This is a genomic window from Flavobacterium granuli (genome assembly GCF_031456055.1).
In the GTDB taxonomy this organism is placed as follows: Bacteria; Bacteroidota; Bacteroidia; order Flavobacteriales; family Flavobacteriaceae; genus Flavobacterium; species Flavobacterium granuli_A.
Window position 1 is genome coordinate 40,950 of the sequence record NZ_JAVDTX010000006.1, and the last position, 18,644, is coordinate 59,593.

Consider the following 18,644-nt stretch of genomic DNA (forward strand, 5'->3'; position numbering starts at 1 on the left):
CATTCATTTTTATGTACTTCAAAAAAATTACTCCTTTATTCTTATTGCTTTTTGCAGTCACAGGTTTTTCACAAACTTTGTCTTTGAAAGAAGCTGTAAAAACAGGACTTGAAAACTATGGTTCCATCAGAGCAAAAAACAATTATGCCAACGCTTCACGAGAAACTTTAAAACAAACCAAACGCGACTATTTACCTAACCTTAATTTATCTGCCCAACAAGATTATGGAACGATCAATGGGCAAAACGGGCCTTTATACGGATTTAATGGTTTAGGAACTGCATCATCTGGACCAGCATTCACAGAACAAAACTGGAACGCTGCATTTGGTGCTTTGTATTTAGCCAACATGAATTGGGACTTTTTTACTTTTGGAAAAATCCAAGAAAAAATTAATCTGGCTAAAATTGAGGTTCAAAGTCGGGAAAATGACTTGAAACAGGAACAATTTCAACAAGAGATTAAAATCTCATCAGCCTATCTGAATTTATTGGCAAGCCAAAGATTATTGATTTCGCAACAAAAGAATTTATCCCGTACCGAAGTTTTCAGAAAGAATGCTGTTGCAAGAGTCAAAAATGGATTACTTGCCGGAGTAGATTCTACTTTGGCGACAGCCGAGGTTTCAAAAGCTAAAATCGCCTTAAATCTCGCTAGGAATTTAGTCAAGGAGCAAAACAGCAAATTGGTCGATTTAATGGGTATCGCTCCTCAAGATATCGCTACCGATACCCTTTTTGTCAATCAAATTCCAAAAAATATTGTGATGGATGAAAAAGCAAGTGACAGTTTACATCCATTACTTCAATTTTATAAAACAAAGATTGACTACAGCAATCAGCAAGTTAAATTATACAAACGATTTTACTACCCTACGATGAGCGCTTTTGGTGTAATGCAAACACGAGCTTCCGGGTTTAATTATGACTATGCATTGGATAGAAATTCCTTTAGCAGAAATTATTTAGATGGCGTGAATCCTGACCGTTCCAATTATTTGGTTGGAATTGGAATCAGCTGGAACTTGACAACTCCGTTTCGAATGAGCAAACAAGTGAGTGCCCAAAAATTTGTTTCGCAAGCTTTACAGGACGAATACAATCAAACCGACCGTGAACTAAAATCACAATTGAGTCTTGCCGAAGATAAAATAAAAATTACACTTGAAAATTATGCCGAGGCACCTATTCAGGTAAAAGCTGCAGCGCAAGCTTATTTGCAAAAATCGACTTTATACAAAAATGGTTTAACCGATTTGAATGATTTGACACAAACCTTATTTATCCTGAATCGTGCAGAAATTGACCGTGATATCGTCAACAATAACGTTTGGCAATCGTTTCTGCTGAAAGTGGCGGCCACAGGCAATTTTGACTTATTTACAAATGAATTTTAATTATAGATCCTAATGAATTTAATACGTTTTGCACTCCGCAAACCCATCTCTATCTTAGTATTGGTGGCAGGTTTATTTTTCTTCGGAATTGGTGCCATCAAGGACATCAAGGTAGATATTCTTCCGAAAATGAATTTGCCGGTAATTTATATTGCGCATCCTTTTGGAGGTTATACTCCAGATCAGATGGAGGCTTATTTTGCTAAAAACTACGTGAATATTTTACCTTTTGCCAATGGCGTAAAATCGGTAGAAACCAAGAATATTCAAGGGTTAATGATTATGAAATTAACCTATTACGAAAACACAAATATGGCTCAGGCTGCTGCCGAATTGAGTTCATTATCCAATAGAATTCAGGCGGCTTTTCCTCCGGGAACTCAACCTCCGTTTATCATTCGTTTTGATGCTTCTTCACTGCCAATCGGACAATTGGTATTGAGCAGTAAAATACGTTCCAATAATGAATTACAGGATTTGGCCAACGTATATGTTCGTGCTTCCTTTACATCCATTCCGGGTTTATTATCGCCGGCACCCTTTGGCGGAAGCCCAAGAACAGTGGAGGTTAACGTAGATCCTGATTTACTGCGTTCACACAATATGACACCCGATCAGATTGTGGAAGCTATTCGCGTGAACAACCAAACGGCTCCTTCGGGAAATGTTAGGATTGGAAATACCAACTACCTCACACCTACTAACAATACAATTAAAGAAATCAAGGATTTTGAGCAGATTCCGTTGTTTAAAGGCGGTGTTCAAAACTTAAAATTAGGCGACGTTGCCACTGTAAAAGACGGTGCCGATATTACCAACGGATATGCTTTGGTAAACGGAAAACGTTCGGTTTATATCAGTATTGCCAAAGCGGGAGACGCTTCTACTTGGGATGTGGTTCAGAAATTAAAAGCTGAACTGCCTAAAATCCAAAGCACGCTTCCCGAAGATGTAAAATTATCTTATGAATTTGACCAATCGGTTTATGTAATCAACTCGGTTAAAAGTTTAATTACCGAAGGAATTATCGGAGCGGTTTTGACTGGCTTAATGGTTTTACTTTTCCTTGGCGACCGACGCGCGGCTCTGATTGTAATTTTGACGATTCCTATTTCGATTATTTCGGGCGTTTTGTTTTTGAAATTATTCGGACAGACAATCAACTTAATGTCATTGAGCGGACTGGCTCTAGCGATTGGAATTTTGGTGGATGAAAGTACGGTAACCATCGAAAATATTCACCAGCATCTCGATATGGGAAAACCCAAGGCACTCGCCATTTGGGATGCCTGTCAGGAAATTGCGTTGCCAAAATTATTGATTCTGCTTTGTATTCTTGCCGTATTTGCGCCAGCATTTACGATGGTAGGAATTCCGGGAGCTTTGTTTTTGCCTTTGGCATTAGCCATTGGATTTTCAATGGTAATATCCTTTTTGCTATCGCAGACATTTGTTCCTGTAATGGCAAACTGGCTGATGAAAGACCATCCAAAACACGAACACGCACCGAATATTACAGACGATGAAGCCGAATTTAACGCCTGCGGATTAACACCGGAATCTGAGAAACAATTAATCACTCAGAAAAAAGATTATGTTGAAAGAACAGACACCGATGGCAACGGAAAAATTGGTGCTTTTGAGCGTTTCAGAATCCGCTTTATGAGAACATTAGATCGATTATTTCCGTTCAAAAAAGCCGCTGCTTTAACCTATTTAATCGTAATAACTGCTCTTGCCGTTGTGTTTATTTCGTTTATTGGAAAAGATGTTTTTCCTAAAGTGAATTCAAGCCAGTTCCAATTGAGAATGCGCGCTCCCGATGGAACTCGTATCGAACGTACAGAGGAAAAAGCAATATTGGTACTAAAAGAATTGAAGAAAATGGTCGGTAGCGAACACATCGGAATTTCTTCGATATATGTAGGTTCACACCCATCATTGTTCTCAATCAACCCTATTTATTTATTCATGGCGGGTTCTCATGAAGCCGTTTTCCAAGTAAGTCTGAAAGATTATGAAGCGGATATGGACGAATTTAAAGATGATCTTCGAGCTCGAATTAAAAAGATTCTGCCGGATGTGAAAATTTCGTTTGAACCTATTGAATTGACCGATAAAGTTTTGAGCCAAGGCTCTCCTACCCCAATCGAAATTCGAATTGCAGGAAAAGACAAAAAGCGAAATGAAACCTATGCTAATCAAATTGTAGCCAAGCTTCAAAAATTCTCTTATTTCAGAGATGTACAGATTGGACAGCCTATTCATTATCCAGCGATGAATATTGACATTGACAGAACTCGTGCCGCCGAATTGGGCGTGGATATGAATGATATTTCGCGTTCATTGATCGCTTCTACCTCATCATCGAGATATACGGAGAAAAACACTTGGATTGATGAAAAATCAGGTTTATCAGTAAACGTTCAAGTTCAGGTGCCACTGAATCAAATGAAAAGCAAAACCGATATCGGGGAAATTCCGGTATTGAAAAACTCGCTTCGTCCCGTTTTGAGTGACGTTGCCAAAATTACACCGGGATTTGTAAGCGGTGAAAATGATAATTTAGGGGCCATGCCATACATTACTGTTACAGCAAACATCCATCAAACCGACCTGGGAACGGCGAAAAAGGATGTAGCTGCAACGATAAGCTCATTGGGCGAATTACCTAGGGGGTTATTTGTCAGTCCAATTGGGATGAGTAAAGTATTGGAAGAAACATTAAGTAGTTTGCAAGTTGGATTATTGGTTGCCATCTTCGTAATCTTCTTAATGTTGGCCGCTAATTTTCAATCTTTCAAGGTTTCGTTAGTGATTTTAACAACAGTTCCAGCCGTAGTTTTAGGTTCATTGCTAATGCTTACTATTACAGGTTCAACACTGAATTTACAATCCTATATGGGAATCATTATGTCGGTTGGGGTTTCGATTGCAAATGCTGTTTTATTGGTTACCAATGCCGAGCAATTACGAAAAATAAATGGCAACGCATTAGAATCGGCTCGTGAAGCTGCGGCGCTGCGTCTTCGTCCGATTATCATGACTTCGGTAGCGATGATTGCAGGAATGCTGCCAATGGCAATTGGTCATGGCGAAGGAGGCGATCAAGTTTCGCCATTGGGAAGAGCCGTTATCGGCGGTTTATTATTCTCGACCTTTGCGGTGCTGCTCATATTACCTTTGATTTTCGCTTGGGCGCAAGAACATACCACGACACAATCCGTTTCTTTAGATCCTGAAGACGAAGAAAGCATCCATTATATCTCATCCTTAAAATAAGAAAATGAAAAATAAAATTATAAAATCGACCGCATTATTCTTTACAGCATTATTTTTTCTAAGCAGCTGTAATTCAAAAAAAGAAGAAACTGTTGTCACAGAAATCGAACCTAAAACAGAGACTTTTCTTTTAGCAAAAGAAAAACTAACCACCGAATTGCGCCTGCCAGCCGAATTGTCTGGTTTTCAGCAAGTGGATTTATACGCGAAAGTGAGCAGTTTTGTAAAAATCTTAAAGGTTGATATTGGAACAGAAGTCAAAAAAGGACAGCTTTTGATTGTTCTCGAAGCTCCCGAAATCAGTTCGCAATTGGCAGCCGCCGAATCGAGATTAAAATCGATGGAAGCCATTTATACAACCAGCAAAAGCACCTACAACCGTTTGTATGAAACCAGCAAAGTAGAAGGAACGATTTCCAAAAATGATCTGGAAATGGCGAGCGGCAAGAAAAACTCTGATTATGCACAATACCAAGCGGCAATTGCGGCGCATAAAGAAGTTTCGATTATGAGAGGCTATCTTGAAATTCGTGCTCCATTTGACGGAGTTGTGGCTGCAAGAAATGTGAATTTAGGAACTCTTGTCGGTCCTGGTTCCAGTTTGCCTTTATTGACGATTCAGCAACAGGACAAACTGCGTTTAGCGGTTTCTATTCCGGAGCTGTACACCGGTTATCTGCACCAAGGCGACGAAATGAGTTTCAATGTAAAATCATTGCCTGACACTTTCAAAGCTACGATTCAGAGAATGTCTGGCGCTTTGGATTTGAAACTGCGTTCGGAGCGTGTAGAAATGGACGTACACAACACCAAAGGCAATTTATTGCCCGGAATGGTTGCCGAAGTTATATTGCCGCTTAACGCAAAAGACAGCACATTTGTAATTCCAAAATCGGCATTGGTGAATTCGGCCGAAGGAACTTTTGTGATTAAAGTGGTAAACCACAAAGCCACTCGAATTGATGTTAAAAAAGGAAGAGAAATCGATGATAAAATTGAAATATTCGGTGATTTGAATTCAAAAGATAAACTGGTAAAAATTGCCAGCGAAGAAATTAAAGAAGGCGATGATATAAAGGAATAGTTTTTTATTAGGTTAATTTGGTTGAAAAGTGCTGTAAGACTTAGGTTTTATGGCACTTTTTTTTTGGAGCTGATTCCTGCTATCCGCTTGTATCTTTTCCTGGCTAAAGAAGCCAGGAAAAGGATACCGCTTCTATCAGGGCTAGGGCTTTTGTATTTCAAAAGAGGATTTATGATTTTACTCTAACTCACAAATAAAATTCTCCAGATAATTTGTAAAAGATTTTCCTATATTAGCTAAATAAACATCATAATACACTAAAAATCAAATCTTTTATGAATTCATTAAGAAGAATTGTATTCCACTCAAAAGAAGATATATTAGTATCACATCATTTATTAAATGCAGAAAAATTACTTGATGAATATCATTCTAATACAGATTTTTCAATAAATGATTTATTAGAAATTTATAACATTAAATTGTATTTTGAAAATGGCATATATCTATTAAGTTGGTCAGAAGATACCAAAATAAAATACAAAGAAATCTGTCAAACTAATTGGGAAATATTAAAAGAAAAAATATTGCAAATTAACGATGACGTAATTGAAAAAACAATAACAGATTTAGAATACAATTACAAAATACATTTTTGGAATTTACTTAATCAATTAAATAGTTATAAAAAGATAAGTGTTTTAAAGTTTGAATATTTATTGAATAATTTTGAACATCAAATAAACTATATTATACAACAAAAAGGAATAGTTGAAAAGTTTGATAAACAAATTTCAAAATTTTTAATTGTTTATAAAGGAACTACAGAAATATTATTATCTAAACTGGAAGAAAAAAAGACTTTTAAAGAAACAACAAAATATTATTTTCCTAAAAGTCTATCATTGATTAACAAAGAAAATATCATAATAGATTATCTAAATAGTGTAGATGCCAATATAAACTATGTTAGATTAATAGAAAACTCAAGAGACTCAAACGAATTAAAACTATCACCAAAAACAAGACTAAAAGCAAAGAAAAAATCACGAGAATTAAATAATCAAATCCGTGAAAATGGTATATCTTGGAATATTGGAATTCAAATAATTTTCTGTAAAGATCAAATAGAACCAGTTAAATTTGATAACAAAGAAAGTATATCGATTATTTATAGTGAAAAGTTTATGAATAATTTGAATAATGATATATCATTATTTTATGTCTATAAAAAACTTTTCCTTTTCGTAGATGAGACTAATCTAATTTCTTTAATTAACAAAAATAGCGAGGTAGATAGTCTTGAAAGAATATCTATGAAATCTAAAAATGCTTATGAAACTGGCGAAGTTTTTACAAAAAAACATATATTATCTAGTTTACAAATGTTGATTTTTGAAGATTACCTAAAACGAAAAAAGAACTCAACTGAGAATTTAATTAGCTCTTTTATAAAACATTTAAATGATTATGTAGAACCAAGTAAGTTTATTTTTAATATTCAAAATTCCGAAATTAGTCATATTGAAAAAATAAGAAATATTGTCCCTGAATATGAATTCCTTTTAAAACAATATCAAACTTATGTTGATGAAGGAGAAATTGACATTGAATTAATTCAAATTAGTTCAACCCCAATTAGATTTAGTGAAATCTATAGTCAATCAGTTAACAAATATATTTACATTGAAGATAATCTTCTCTTCAAATTAAAATATCAATTTTTTTCAGATCAAAGTATGTTATATTATATTGAACCATATAACGATAAATACAGCAACCTATATGACTTACTAATTAATGAAAATGTAAAAATTGAAAATTTTCAAAATTATCAAATAAACGAAATTAATTCTCTAATAAATGAAGGATATTTAAAAATAAATTCGAATGAGTATATTAAAATAAATACAGAAATTTTAATTTATTTAATAGGTGAATTGCATAGGAATGATGTTTTAAGTTATTGGAATTATGATAAAAACATAAGAAATGAAATCGACAAAATGATTGAACAAAAATTGGTTAAAGTTGAAAACACTTTATTGACTATTGCTGAAAAAAATTATTTCAATTATTATCTAAATAAAAAGGAATTTACAAATGGATTAGATTTAAGAAATAAATATTTACACGGAACAAATTCGTTTTCAGAAATTGAACATAAAAATGATTATTACACTTTACTGAGAATAATCATTTTGACACTTTTGAAAATTGAAGATGACATTCTGATTAAAGGAAAAACAAAATAAACTATTATCAACCCCGATAGCGCGAATTTGCAATCCGTGCCCGCATAGTAATTCAATCATCTAAAACAAATCAGTACTTCAATTTAGATGTGGTATTGTCACATTTATTTTTGACATTTTCAGAAATTAAAACACAACTGTTTTTCTTTACTTTGTGGACACAGTTTATCGTTTTAAGGTCTTTTTCCTTCGTAAATTAAGTGCATTCATAATTATAAAAATGACAAACAATACTACTAACGCGCTTGGAAAAGGATTTGATCGCATTACAGCTGTGTATGATATTGTGGTGTCTATTTGTTCATTCAATAGGATCAATAAAAGTCAATTGGCATTTCTATCGCATCTCTCAACTCAAAAAACAGGTTTAATATTGGGCGGTGGTACCGGTTATTTTTTACAGAAAGTACTAGATCAAAATAAGGAGATACATATAACTTATGTTGATGCTTCGGCAAAGATGATTGAGCTTGCCAAAAAACGCATCAAAGAAAAAAGACCTAATTCTTTGCATCGGGTAACATTTACCTGCTTAGGCGCTGAAGATCTTGAATGGCAAACTTATGATCTTATTGTCTGCAATTATTTTTTAGATCTGTTTGATAACACCTTTGTACAAATTCTGGCTGGAAAATTCAAACAAAATTTAAACACAAAAGGGCTATTATACGTAACAGATTTCAATATTTCAGAAACAAATGGCTTTATGAAATGGAGTACACAAATGGGTTTAAAAGTCTTGTATTTACTCTTTCGGTTGACCACACAACTGCAAACCAAACAACTCCCAGAGACAGAAATGATTCTGAAAGAACAATGTTTTACTAGTACACATTCAAAATATTATTTGAACGGAATATTAGCTTGTCGTTTATATAAAATAGTTCCTTAGAAATGGCTCTTTTGAAAAAAAAATGAAAAAAATATCCCCTGCTAGCGCGAGTGGGAATAACAATAGAGCAATAATGATTAAATTGCTCTCATTTACAATGAAATAAAAAAACTACCTTTAATTACCGTTTTTAATCCTATTATCGTTTAGCAGAAAATACTCGTTTTCATAAATTAGAAAAGGCAAGTGACATGAGAACATTAACTAAATTAATCATTTAAAATCGAAACAAATGAACAATAACAAAGAAATCATTAAGCTTGGACAAATAGAAGTAAAATTTCTTTTGGAAGCTTCAGATACCAATGGACAAGTCACAATGTTTGAATTTTCAGTACCGCATGGAATTAAAGTTCCACTGCCCCATTATCACGAAAACTTCGATGAAATTGTTTATGGACTCGAGGGTACAATGACTTTTACAGTTGGTGAAAAAGTCATCGATTTAGAAGTGGGTCAATCCCTTTTTATTCCAAGAGGTGTGGTACATGGCTTCAATAATTTGAATTCACAAACTGCCAAAGCATTGGCTACCATAACTCCCGGACTTCTTGGTCCCGAATATTTCAAAGATGTGGCAGAAATTGTAAATGCCGGCGGTCCTCCTGACATCGAAAAAATGAAATTAGTTTTCAAAAAACATGGCCTTGTCCCTGTGATGAATATCTAATTGGAATTATGGCAAGTTCAAAAGTGGCTCTTTTGAAAAAAAAAAATGAAAAAAATATCGATTCTGAAACGCTTGTTTCAAAAATAGTTTTACATTTGCAAAATAATAATTAAGTCTTATGGCTCGCTGTGTAGAATTTAACGAGGTTGAAAAAATTGAAAAAGCAATGAATGTCTTTTGGGAAAAAGGATATAATGCTACTTCTATGCAGGACTTAGTGGATGCTATGCAGATCAATAGAAGCAGTTTGTACAACACCATTGGCGACAAGCATCAGTTATTTATGAAATGCATTGGCAATTATTTTGATACTGCCATGTGTGAATTAAAAGAAAAAGTATCCAAAGAAACTTCGGCCAAGCAAGCACTAATTAAAGTTATTAGTGATAAGGCAGATTGGATTGTATCCTGTGATAAAGGTTGTTTGGGAATGAAAACGAGTTTCGAAATTGCACCGGAGGACACCATAGTCCGAAATGTAATGAGTAAAAACAATGATATTTTCATTGAATTTATGGCTACAATAGTTCAAAAAGCCATGGATGACGGTGAAATGGATGATACCGAAGATGCCGCTTTAATGGCTGAATACATTGCTACTTCTTTTACTGGATGGAAGCAATCGTATATCCTTCATGGAAATCCAATCAAAATCAAAAAAATGTCAGAATTCCTGATTAAAAATATATTTAAATAGCCCCTTTTTTTTACCTACTTTCTGAAACGTTTATTTCAGAAAACAACACACAATAAGCATACGAATTTTTAAATTACAGCATTGATTCTGAAACGATTGTTTCAGAATTGTAACCATACCAATTACTAACCTTTAAATATAAAACACGATGAATTCTGAAACGTTTATTTCAAAAACAACTACCATATTTAAGACAAATTTAAAATTAACTCTAATCATGAAAAAAATCATCTTTTTAAGCTTAATGGCTGTATTTTTAATCAGCTGTTCCGATAAATCGCAGGCACCTGCCGCTGCGCCCGCTCCCCTCCTGCCCGTTATGGCAGTAACTACCGAAACCACTACGACTGATGCCGAATATCCTGCCGCCATACAAGGAACTGTGGATGTGGAAATCCGTCCGCAGGTAAGCGGGAATTTAGACCGAGTTTTGGTCGATGAAGGAGCTTATGTAACCAAAGGGCAGACTCTATTCAAAATAAACGAACGCCCTTACCGCGAGCAATTAAACACAGCTTTGGCAAGCCTTCACGCAGCCGAAGCGTCTTACATCAACGCACAGCTTGAAGTTGATAAACTAACTCCATTAGTTCAAAACAAAGTCGTTTCTGATTATCAATTGAAATCGGCTAAAGCTTCCCAAAAAATTGCAGCCGCGAATATCGAACAGGCCAAAGCAATTGCCGCATCTGCAAAAATCAATTTAGGATATACCAATATTACCGCTCCTGTAAATGGATACATCGGAAGATTGCCTAAAAAACAAGGAAGTTTAGTTTCTGCAACAGATGTTGAGGCACTGACAACCCTTTCGGATGTTCAGGAAGTATATGCTTATTTTTCATTGAGTGAAACTGACTTCATCCAATTTAAATCAAAATATGCCGGAAATAGCATTGGCGATAAAATCAAAAAACTGCCTCCGGTTACTTTGATATTAGCTGATAACAGCGCTTATCCGCAAACGGGAAAAATCGATATGGTAGATGGTCAATTTGACAAAACCACTGGAGCTATAACCGTTAGAGCAACATTCCCAAATCCATACAAAACATTGCGTTCAGGAAACACAGGAAAAATCCGTTTGGGGTTACAGCATGACGATGCGATTTTGGTACCACAATCGGCTACAATAGAAATGCAGGATAAAGTTTTTGTCTTTACGGTAAGCAAAGAAAACAAGGTTACCAAAATGCCTATTACTGTTGTCGGAAAAAGCGGTGCTAACTACCTCATCAAAGACGGCGTAAAATCGGGAGACCAAATCGTATTAAGCGGTATCGACAAACTTCAGGAAGGACAATTAATTCAGCCTGAGAAATCAGCAACTAAAATTGCTCAAATCATTAACAAAAAATAATTTTCACAGATGTTCAAAATATTTATACAAAGACCCGTACTGGCAACCGTTATCTCCATTCTGCTGGTGATATTAGGAGTACTTGGACTTACGAAATTGCCTTTACAACAGTTTCCAGATATTGCGCCTCCCTCGGTTTTGGTTACGGCGGTTTATCCGGGAGCCAACGCAGAAACGGTGTTGCGTTCTGTTGCGCCATCACTGGAAGAATCCATAAATGGTGTGGAAAATATGACTTATATGAGTTCCACTGCCAGTAATGATGGAACTTTAGCTATTACCGTTTTCTTCAAATTGGGAACCGATGCCGATCAGGCTGCAGTAAATGTGCAGAACAGAGTTGCACAAGCTACAAGCCAATTGCCTGCAGAAGTGGTACAGCAAGGTGTAATCACTGCCAAACAGCAAAACAGTTTTATCATGGCAATCGGTATGTTTACCGAAGATGAGTCCAAATACGACCAGACGTTTGTTGCCAATTATGCTCAAATCAACATTATTCCGGAAATCAAACGTATTCCGGGAGTTGGTGCTGCCAGTATTTTTGGAGGTGTAAAAGATTACTCGATGAGAGTTTGGCTGAATCCAACTCAAATGTCTACTCATAATGTGACGCCAAATGAAGTTATGGCAGCGATTCAGGACAAAAGTCTGGAAGCAGCTCCAGGTAAATTTGGAGAAAGAAGCACCGAAGTTTTTGAATATGTGATTAAATACAAAGGAAAACTATCCAAACCTGAAGATTATCAAAATATTGCCATTCGTTCCAATTCTGATGGTTCCATACTTCGATTAAAAGATGTAGCAAGAGTTGAACTTGGCGCCTACTCCTACAACAGTTTAACACGTTTGAATGGTAAAAAAGGAATCGTAATTGGTGTCATTCAGCTGGCGGGATCTAACTCAAATGATATTCAGATTGCGATTAACAAATTGATGGTTAAAGCCTCCAAAGATTTTCCTACCGGAATAAAACACAATATTTTCTACAGCACAAAAGTTTCTCTAGATCAGTCTATTGAGCAGGTACAGCATACTTTATTGGAAGCTTTTATATTGGTATTTATCGTTGTATTTATCTTCCTTCAGGATTTTAGATCGACTTTAATTCCCGCAATTGCTGTACCTGTGGCAATTTTAGGAACGTTCTTCTTTATGCAGTTATTCGGATTTTCGATAAACCTTTTAACGCTTTTCGCTTTAATCTTAGCCATTGGTATTGTGGTCGATGATGCCATTGTCGTCGTCGAAGCCGTTCATGCCAAAATGGAGCACAAACATTTGTCTCCAAAAATAGCAACCCACGAAGCGATGCACGAAATTACCGGAGCGATTATTTCGATTACGCTGGTAATGGCTGCAGTATTTCTGCCTGTTGGTTTTATGGAAGGTTCTACAGGAGTTTTCTATCGCCAGTTTGCTTTCACTATGGCGATTGCGATTGTAATTTCGGCTGTAAATGCTTTGACATTGAGTCCTGCCCTAGCCGCTTTGTTCTTAAAAGACAATCACGCTAACGGAGATGCTCCTTATGAGAAAAAAGGATTTAAAGAGAAATTCTTTACTGGATTCAATAATAGTTTTGATTCATTAACCAACCGTTATGTTGGCGGATTAAAATTCTTAATTCGTAACAAATGGGTTAGTTTAGGTGGTTTGGCTTTAATTACAATCGCAACTATTGTAATGGTAAAAACAACTCCATCAGGATTTATTCCAACAGAAGATCAAGGATTTATTGCTATTGCAGTTAATACACCTTCGGGAACTTCTCTGGACGGAACCCAAAAAGTAATGACTAAAGCAGAAAATACTTTAAGAGGTTTAGAATCTTCAAGATTTGTAACTGCCATTTCAGGTTTCAACTTATTGACAAATTCAACAAGCCCGTCATCGGCAGTTGTTTTTGTATTGCTTAAACCAAATGAAGAGCGCGGAAGCATTAAAAATATTGATGAAATAATGAATCAGGTTCGTGGCAAATTAGGGGCAATTTCAGAAGGCAGTTTCTTCGTATTTAGTTTCCCAACAGTTCCCGGATTTAGCAATGTTGAAGCATTGGATTTAGTATTACAGGATAAAACAGGCGGTAAACTGGATAAGTTCAGCGGAATTTCGCAAACATTCATTGGCGAATTAATGAAACGCCCAGAAATTGCTGTTGCTTTTACCAGTTTCAAAGCCGATTACCCGCAATTGCAATTGGATATTAATGATCAAAAAGCAGATCAATTGGGCGTAAAAGTCAAAGATATTCTGCAGACTATGCAGGCTTATTTTGGAAGTGCTCAGGCATCCGACTTTAACCGATTTGGAAAATATTACAGAGTGGTTGTTCAGGCAGATATCGCCGACAGAGCCGACCCAACAGCTATTGACCGTGTATTTGTAAAAAACAAAAACGGCGAAATGGTTCCGATAAATACTTTGGTTAAACTAAGCCGTATTTATGGTTCTGAAACGGCTTCGAGATACAATTTGTTTAATTCAATTTCGGTGAATGCAATTCCGAAACCTGGATTTAGTTCTGGAGACGCCATTAAAGCAATTGAAGAAGTGGCAAAACAGCAATTACCTGCAGGCTACAGTTATGAATTCTCAGGACAAACTCGTGAAGAGATTTCTTCTGGAGGACAATCAACTACGATTTTCCTATTGTGTCTGATATTCATTTACTTCCTGCTCGCAGCACAGTACGAAAGTTACATTTTGCCTTTGGCAGTAATACTTTCAATCCCTGCTGGAATCTTTGGAGTATTTGTGGCCATTGGCTTGACCGGAATCGAAAACAACATTTATGTGCAGGTTGCTTTGGTAATGCTTATCGGACTGCTCGCCAAGAATGCGATTCTGATTGTAGAATTTGCCGTCCAAAAAAGAAAATCTGGACAACCATTAGTCAAAGCATCAATAGACGCAGCAAAACTGCGTTTACGTCCAATTATAATGACATCACTGGCTTTTGTTGTTGGATTAATTCCAATGATGTACGCCACAGGTCCATCGGCTCAGGGTAACCACTCCATCAGTATTGGTGCCGCCGGAGGAATGGTTTCGGGAGTAATTCTAGGGTTGTTAATCATCCCTGTTTTATTCATCGTATTCCAATATTTACAAGAAAAAGTTACTGGAAAACCAGTAGCTGTAACTCATAACTACGAAAATAAAAATGGAAAATTACATCACAACAATTCTGGTGACAATCATCATCAGCCTCACGTACATAGCGTATAAAGTGTCAAAAGATCTTGAAAACAAAAAAGATACCTGTCCAGAAATTTAATTACGAAAAAGTAAAATGAAAAAGTATATAACCAAACCCGTGATGATCGCTATTTTGATCACCACAATAATATCCTGTTCCGTTTCGAAGGATATTGAAACTCCAAAAGATGCATTTCCTGAGAATTTCAGGAATGCATCGGTTTCAAAAGATACTGCAAGCATCGGTGATTTGGAGTGGAAAAATTTCTTTACAGAAAAAGATATCATTCAACTGATTGACAGTGCCGTAGTCAGAAATAATGATTTGCAAATCGCAACTAAAAACATCGAAATTGCGCAATACAGATTCACACAATCCAAATGGGGAAATGTACCGCAAGCCAATTTATTTGTAACTGCCAATACCAATAATCCTTCCGATAACAGTTTTTCGGGAAGAACTTTGGATCAGGCTTTGGGTGCAAAACATATTGATGATTTTTCGACTGGAGTTTCACTTTCGTGGGAAGCCGATATTTGGGGGAAAATCAAAAATCAGAAGAAAGGAGCTTTTGCTAATTATCTTCAATCGGAAGAAGTAAAAAAAGCTTTGCAGACTACTGTTGTGGCTAATGTTTCAAATGGTTATTATAATCTTTTGATGCTGGATGCACAATTAGAAATCGCTAAGAAAAACGTGCAGTTAATTGACAGTACCACCACTATCATCAAATTGAAATTTGATGCCGGACAGGTTACTTCATTAGCTATTCAGCAATCGGAAGCGCAGAAATTAAATGCGGCGCAATTGGTTCCTTTATTGGAACAAAACATTGCGATTCAGGAAAATGCTTTGAGCGTATTAACGGGTTCATTCCCTAATTCGAAAAAAAGGAGCATCGCTCTTAGTGCTGTTGAAGTGAAAAATAATGCTTCAATCGGGATTCCATCTTCAATAATAAGCAGAAGACCTGATGTAAAAAGCGCTGAATTGGCTCTGAAATCAGCGAATGCAAATGTTGGAATCACAAAAGCCGATTTATATCCTGCACTTAGAATTACAGCTCAAGGCGGATTAAATTCGTTTGAAACCAGCAATTGGTTTAACATTCCTGCTTCGTTATTTGGAACTGTTGCTGGAGGTCTAACTCAGCCTTTGCTGAATAATAAAAAACTAAAAACGCAATATAATATCGCTGTAGCCGAAAGAGAAAAAGCAGTTTTAAATTTCAGACAATCTGTATTAGTTGCTGTTAGCGAAGTATCGGATGCTTTGGTGAAAGTGGAAAAATTGCACCAACAAGAATCCATTTTGCAGGAGCGTGTAAAAACCTTGCAGCTAGCCATCAAAAATGCGAAAATGTTATTCAAAAACGGAATGGCAGAGTATTTGGAAGTGTTATCTGCACAGGCGAGTTTATTGCAAAGCGAATTAGAACTTGCCAATATAAAAAGAGAACAATTATCTGCGAACACCGAATTGTATCGTGCATTGGGTGGAGGCTGGAGATGATAATTGGCCACAGATGAAACGGATTAAACTGATTAACACGGATTTTTTTTGAATGCTGTTAAAAAAAAATATTCTCTTTTAGCCCCGATAGCAGTGGAAATCCTTGTGAGCCGGGGTTCGGCTCACAAGATTGCAACGGAAAGCGGGACAACTGCTGATGAAATATCAAATGTTTCTGCTCCTAAAAATTAATAAAATCTAAATTATAAAAAGTATGAGTACAACTAATTTATTTACGCCTTTCAATCTGAAGACGCTAAATCTTAAAAATAGAATCGTAATGGCGCCAATGACGCGCTCCTTTTCTCCAAACGGAATTCCGACTGATGAAGTAGCTTCCTATTATCAAAAAAGAGCCGAAGGTGAAGTTGGTTTAATATTATCTGAAGGAACTGTCATCGACAGGCCTTCGTCATCCAATGATGGAAATGTCCCTCACTTTTATGGCGATCAAGCTCTAAAAGGATGGCAAAAAGTCATCAATGAAGTTCACGCTGCCGGTGGTCAAATGGGACCGCAAATCTGGCATATGGGAATTATGGACAATCATCATTCGGGCTGGGTTCCGCCAGTTCCTTTTGAAGGTCCATCGGGATTAAACCGCCCTGATTTCAATAACGGAAATACGATGTCTGAAAAAGACATTGAAGACACGATTATTGCTTTTGGAAAAGCTGCTGACGATGCTAAAAGACTAGGGTTTGACACTATCGAAATTCACGGTGCACACGGTTATTTAATTGACCAGTTCTTTAGAGCTGAAACCAATTTACGCACTGATATTTACGGCGGAAAAACATTGAAGGAACGCAGTCGGTTTGCAATTGAAGTAGTGAAAGAAATCAGAAGACAAGTAGGAAATGATTTTGCTGTGATTATGCGTTTCTCTCAATTCAAGCCTTCGGATTACAATTATAAACTAGCGGAAACACCTCAGCAGTTGGACGCTTGGCTTACGCCTCTTGTGGATGCGGGAGTTGATATTCTGCATTGTTCACAACGTCGTTTCTGGGAACCTGAATTTGAAAAATCGGATCTGAATTTTGCGGGATGGGCGAAAAAAGTAACTGGAGCTCCGACCATTACCGTTGGTTCTGTTGGACTTTCTGGTGATTTCTTTGGTGCTTTTGCAGGCGAAAGTTCAGAGCCTACTTCATTAGAGGAATTAAACAGACGTTTCGATAGAGGCGATTTTGATTTGGTTGCCGTTGGAAGACCTTTACTATCTGACCCAAACTGGACTGCAAAAATAAAATCTGGAAAAACCGGTGAGCTTGTTGGATTCAGTAAAGAAGCTTTAGCCGAATTGATATTGGAATAAATTTACAGATAAGTAAGCTGTGTCAGCAACTGAACAGCCGAGATAATACCCTTTTTTTATTATTTAATTTGATGAACGCTGTAAGACTTCGGTTTGACAGCGTTTTTTCATTTAATAAGGTTTCCAATTAGTAACAATAGTATAGAGCACAATTGATTAGGAATTGAATTATGCAACATTTAAAAATAATTATGTAAAGAGTTTCAGTAAAATGTGAAATACATTTGAGGTTAACTTTAAAACTTCAATGTTATGCCATTAATTACTGTATTGCTCGTATTAATTGTTGTAGGTGTCCTTCTTTGGCTCGTTAACACTTACATCCCGATGGATTCTAAAATCAAAAATATCTTTAACATCGTCGTTGTAATCTTTGTTATTATTTGGCTGCTTAAAGTATTTGGGATTTTTGATAATCTAATGAGTGTACATGTTTAAAGTATATCTCTGAGCATAATATAAAAAATCAGTAACATGAAAAAACAATCCTTTAAAAATCACATTCGATATTATACGCCGCATCATTTTATTTATTATCCGGTTATAATGACGTTGTTGGTTTTTAGTGTGTATTTCATTTTCACTTCAGAAGATCAATTGATTTGGACTTTTATCAGTGCTATTTTTATTATGCTGTTTTTTCTAGCTTTTATGATCCGACAACATTATGCTCTTACTTTACAAAATAGAATTATACGCTTGGAACTCCGATACCGCTATTTTTCGCTTACTGGAAAAAGAATGGAGAATTTCGAGCAACGATTAAACGATAATCAGTTGTTTGCTTTACGGTTTGCTCAGGATGATGAATTTGTAAAACTCGTTGAAAAAACGCTTTATGAAAATCTTTCAGGAACTGAAATTAAAAAAGCAATTAAAAACTGGAAAGGGGATTACAACAGAGTTTAAATACTGAAATTGCAGACATAAAAATTTCAGCGCTTTTAGAATCTAAATAATATGAAATTTACTCCCTTATAATTTAGGGAGTTTATTTAATTCAAAAACTTGCATAATCTGGGGATCAAA

13 protein-coding genes are annotated in these 18,644 nt (G+C 36.0%); all 13 read left to right on the forward strand.

Going from position 1 to position 18,644, the window contains the following annotated elements:
* Positions 1-11: 11 nt before the first annotated feature.
* The 13 genes from J2W95_RS13115 (at position 12) to J2W95_RS13175 (ending at position 18,524) form a co-directional block, all read left to right on the forward strand.
* Positions 12-1,397, forward strand: coding sequence for a TolC family protein (locus J2W95_RS13115; protein WP_310007721.1), 1,386 nt, complete (start codon positions 12-14; stop codon positions 1,395-1,397).
* Between the two features lie 12 nt (positions 1,398-1,409).
* Positions 1,410-4,679, forward strand: a complete 3,270-nt coding sequence (locus J2W95_RS13120) for an efflux RND transporter permease subunit (protein WP_310007723.1) — start codon at positions 1,410-1,412, stop codon at positions 4,677-4,679.
* Positions 4,680-4,683: 4 nt separating this feature from the next.
* A complete protein-coding gene (locus tag J2W95_RS13125; protein WP_310007725.1) occupies positions 4,684-5,763 on the forward strand; it encodes an efflux RND transporter periplasmic adaptor subunit in 1,080 nt (359 codons plus the stop codon).
* A gap of 275 nt (positions 5,764-6,038) precedes the next feature.
* A complete protein-coding gene (locus J2W95_RS13130) occupies positions 6,039-7,958 on the forward strand; it encodes a hypothetical protein (protein ID WP_310007727.1) in 1,920 nt (639 codons plus the stop codon).
* Positions 7,959-8,178: 220 nt separating this feature from the next.
* Positions 8,179-8,850, forward strand: a complete 672-nt coding sequence (locus J2W95_RS13135; RefSeq protein ID WP_310007729.1) for a class I SAM-dependent methyltransferase — start codon at positions 8,179-8,181, stop codon at positions 8,848-8,850.
* A gap of 232 nt (positions 8,851-9,082) precedes the next feature.
* Positions 9,083-9,520 carry a cupin domain-containing protein gene (locus J2W95_RS13140; protein ID WP_310007731.1) on the forward strand — a complete coding sequence of 146 codons (438 nt, stop codon included), beginning with the start codon at positions 9,083-9,085 and terminating at the stop codon, positions 9,518-9,520.
* A gap of 118 nt (positions 9,521-9,638) precedes the next feature.
* On the forward strand, positions 9,639-10,217 hold the full coding sequence (locus J2W95_RS13145; RefSeq protein ID WP_310007733.1) for a TetR/AcrR family transcriptional regulator: 579 nt from the start codon (positions 9,639-9,641) through the stop codon (positions 10,215-10,217).
* Positions 10,218-10,434: 217 nt separating this feature from the next.
* Complete coding sequence (locus tag J2W95_RS13150) at positions 10,435-11,577, forward strand: efflux RND transporter periplasmic adaptor subunit (protein WP_310007735.1); 1,143 nt, start codon at positions 10,435-10,437, stop codon at positions 11,575-11,577.
* Positions 11,578-11,586: 9 nt separating this feature from the next.
* Positions 11,587-14,811, forward strand: a complete 3,225-nt coding sequence (locus tag J2W95_RS13155) for an efflux RND transporter permease subunit (protein WP_310007737.1) — start codon at positions 11,587-11,589, stop codon at positions 14,809-14,811.
* A gap of 64 nt (positions 14,812-14,875) precedes the next feature.
* The gene (locus tag J2W95_RS13160; protein ID WP_310007739.1) at positions 14,876-16,294 is read left to right on the forward strand and encodes a TolC family protein; all 1,419 of its coding nucleotides are present in this window, start codon (positions 14,876-14,878) and stop codon (positions 16,292-16,294) included.
* 214 nt (positions 16,295-16,508) lie between these two features.
* Positions 16,509-17,615, forward strand: a complete 1,107-nt coding sequence (locus J2W95_RS13165) for an NADH:flavin oxidoreductase (RefSeq protein ID WP_310007741.1) — start codon at positions 16,509-16,511, stop codon at positions 17,613-17,615.
* A gap of 252 nt (positions 17,616-17,867) precedes the next feature.
* Positions 17,868-18,053, forward strand: a complete 186-nt coding sequence (locus tag J2W95_RS13170) for a Thivi_2564 family membrane protein (protein WP_310007743.1) — start codon at positions 17,868-17,870, stop codon at positions 18,051-18,053.
* 36 nt (positions 18,054-18,089) lie between these two features.
* On the forward strand, positions 18,090-18,524 hold the full coding sequence (locus J2W95_RS13175; RefSeq protein WP_310007745.1) for a DUF6526 family protein: 435 nt from the start codon (positions 18,090-18,092) through the stop codon (positions 18,522-18,524).
* The last annotated feature ends 120 nt before the right edge of the window (positions 18,525-18,644 follow it).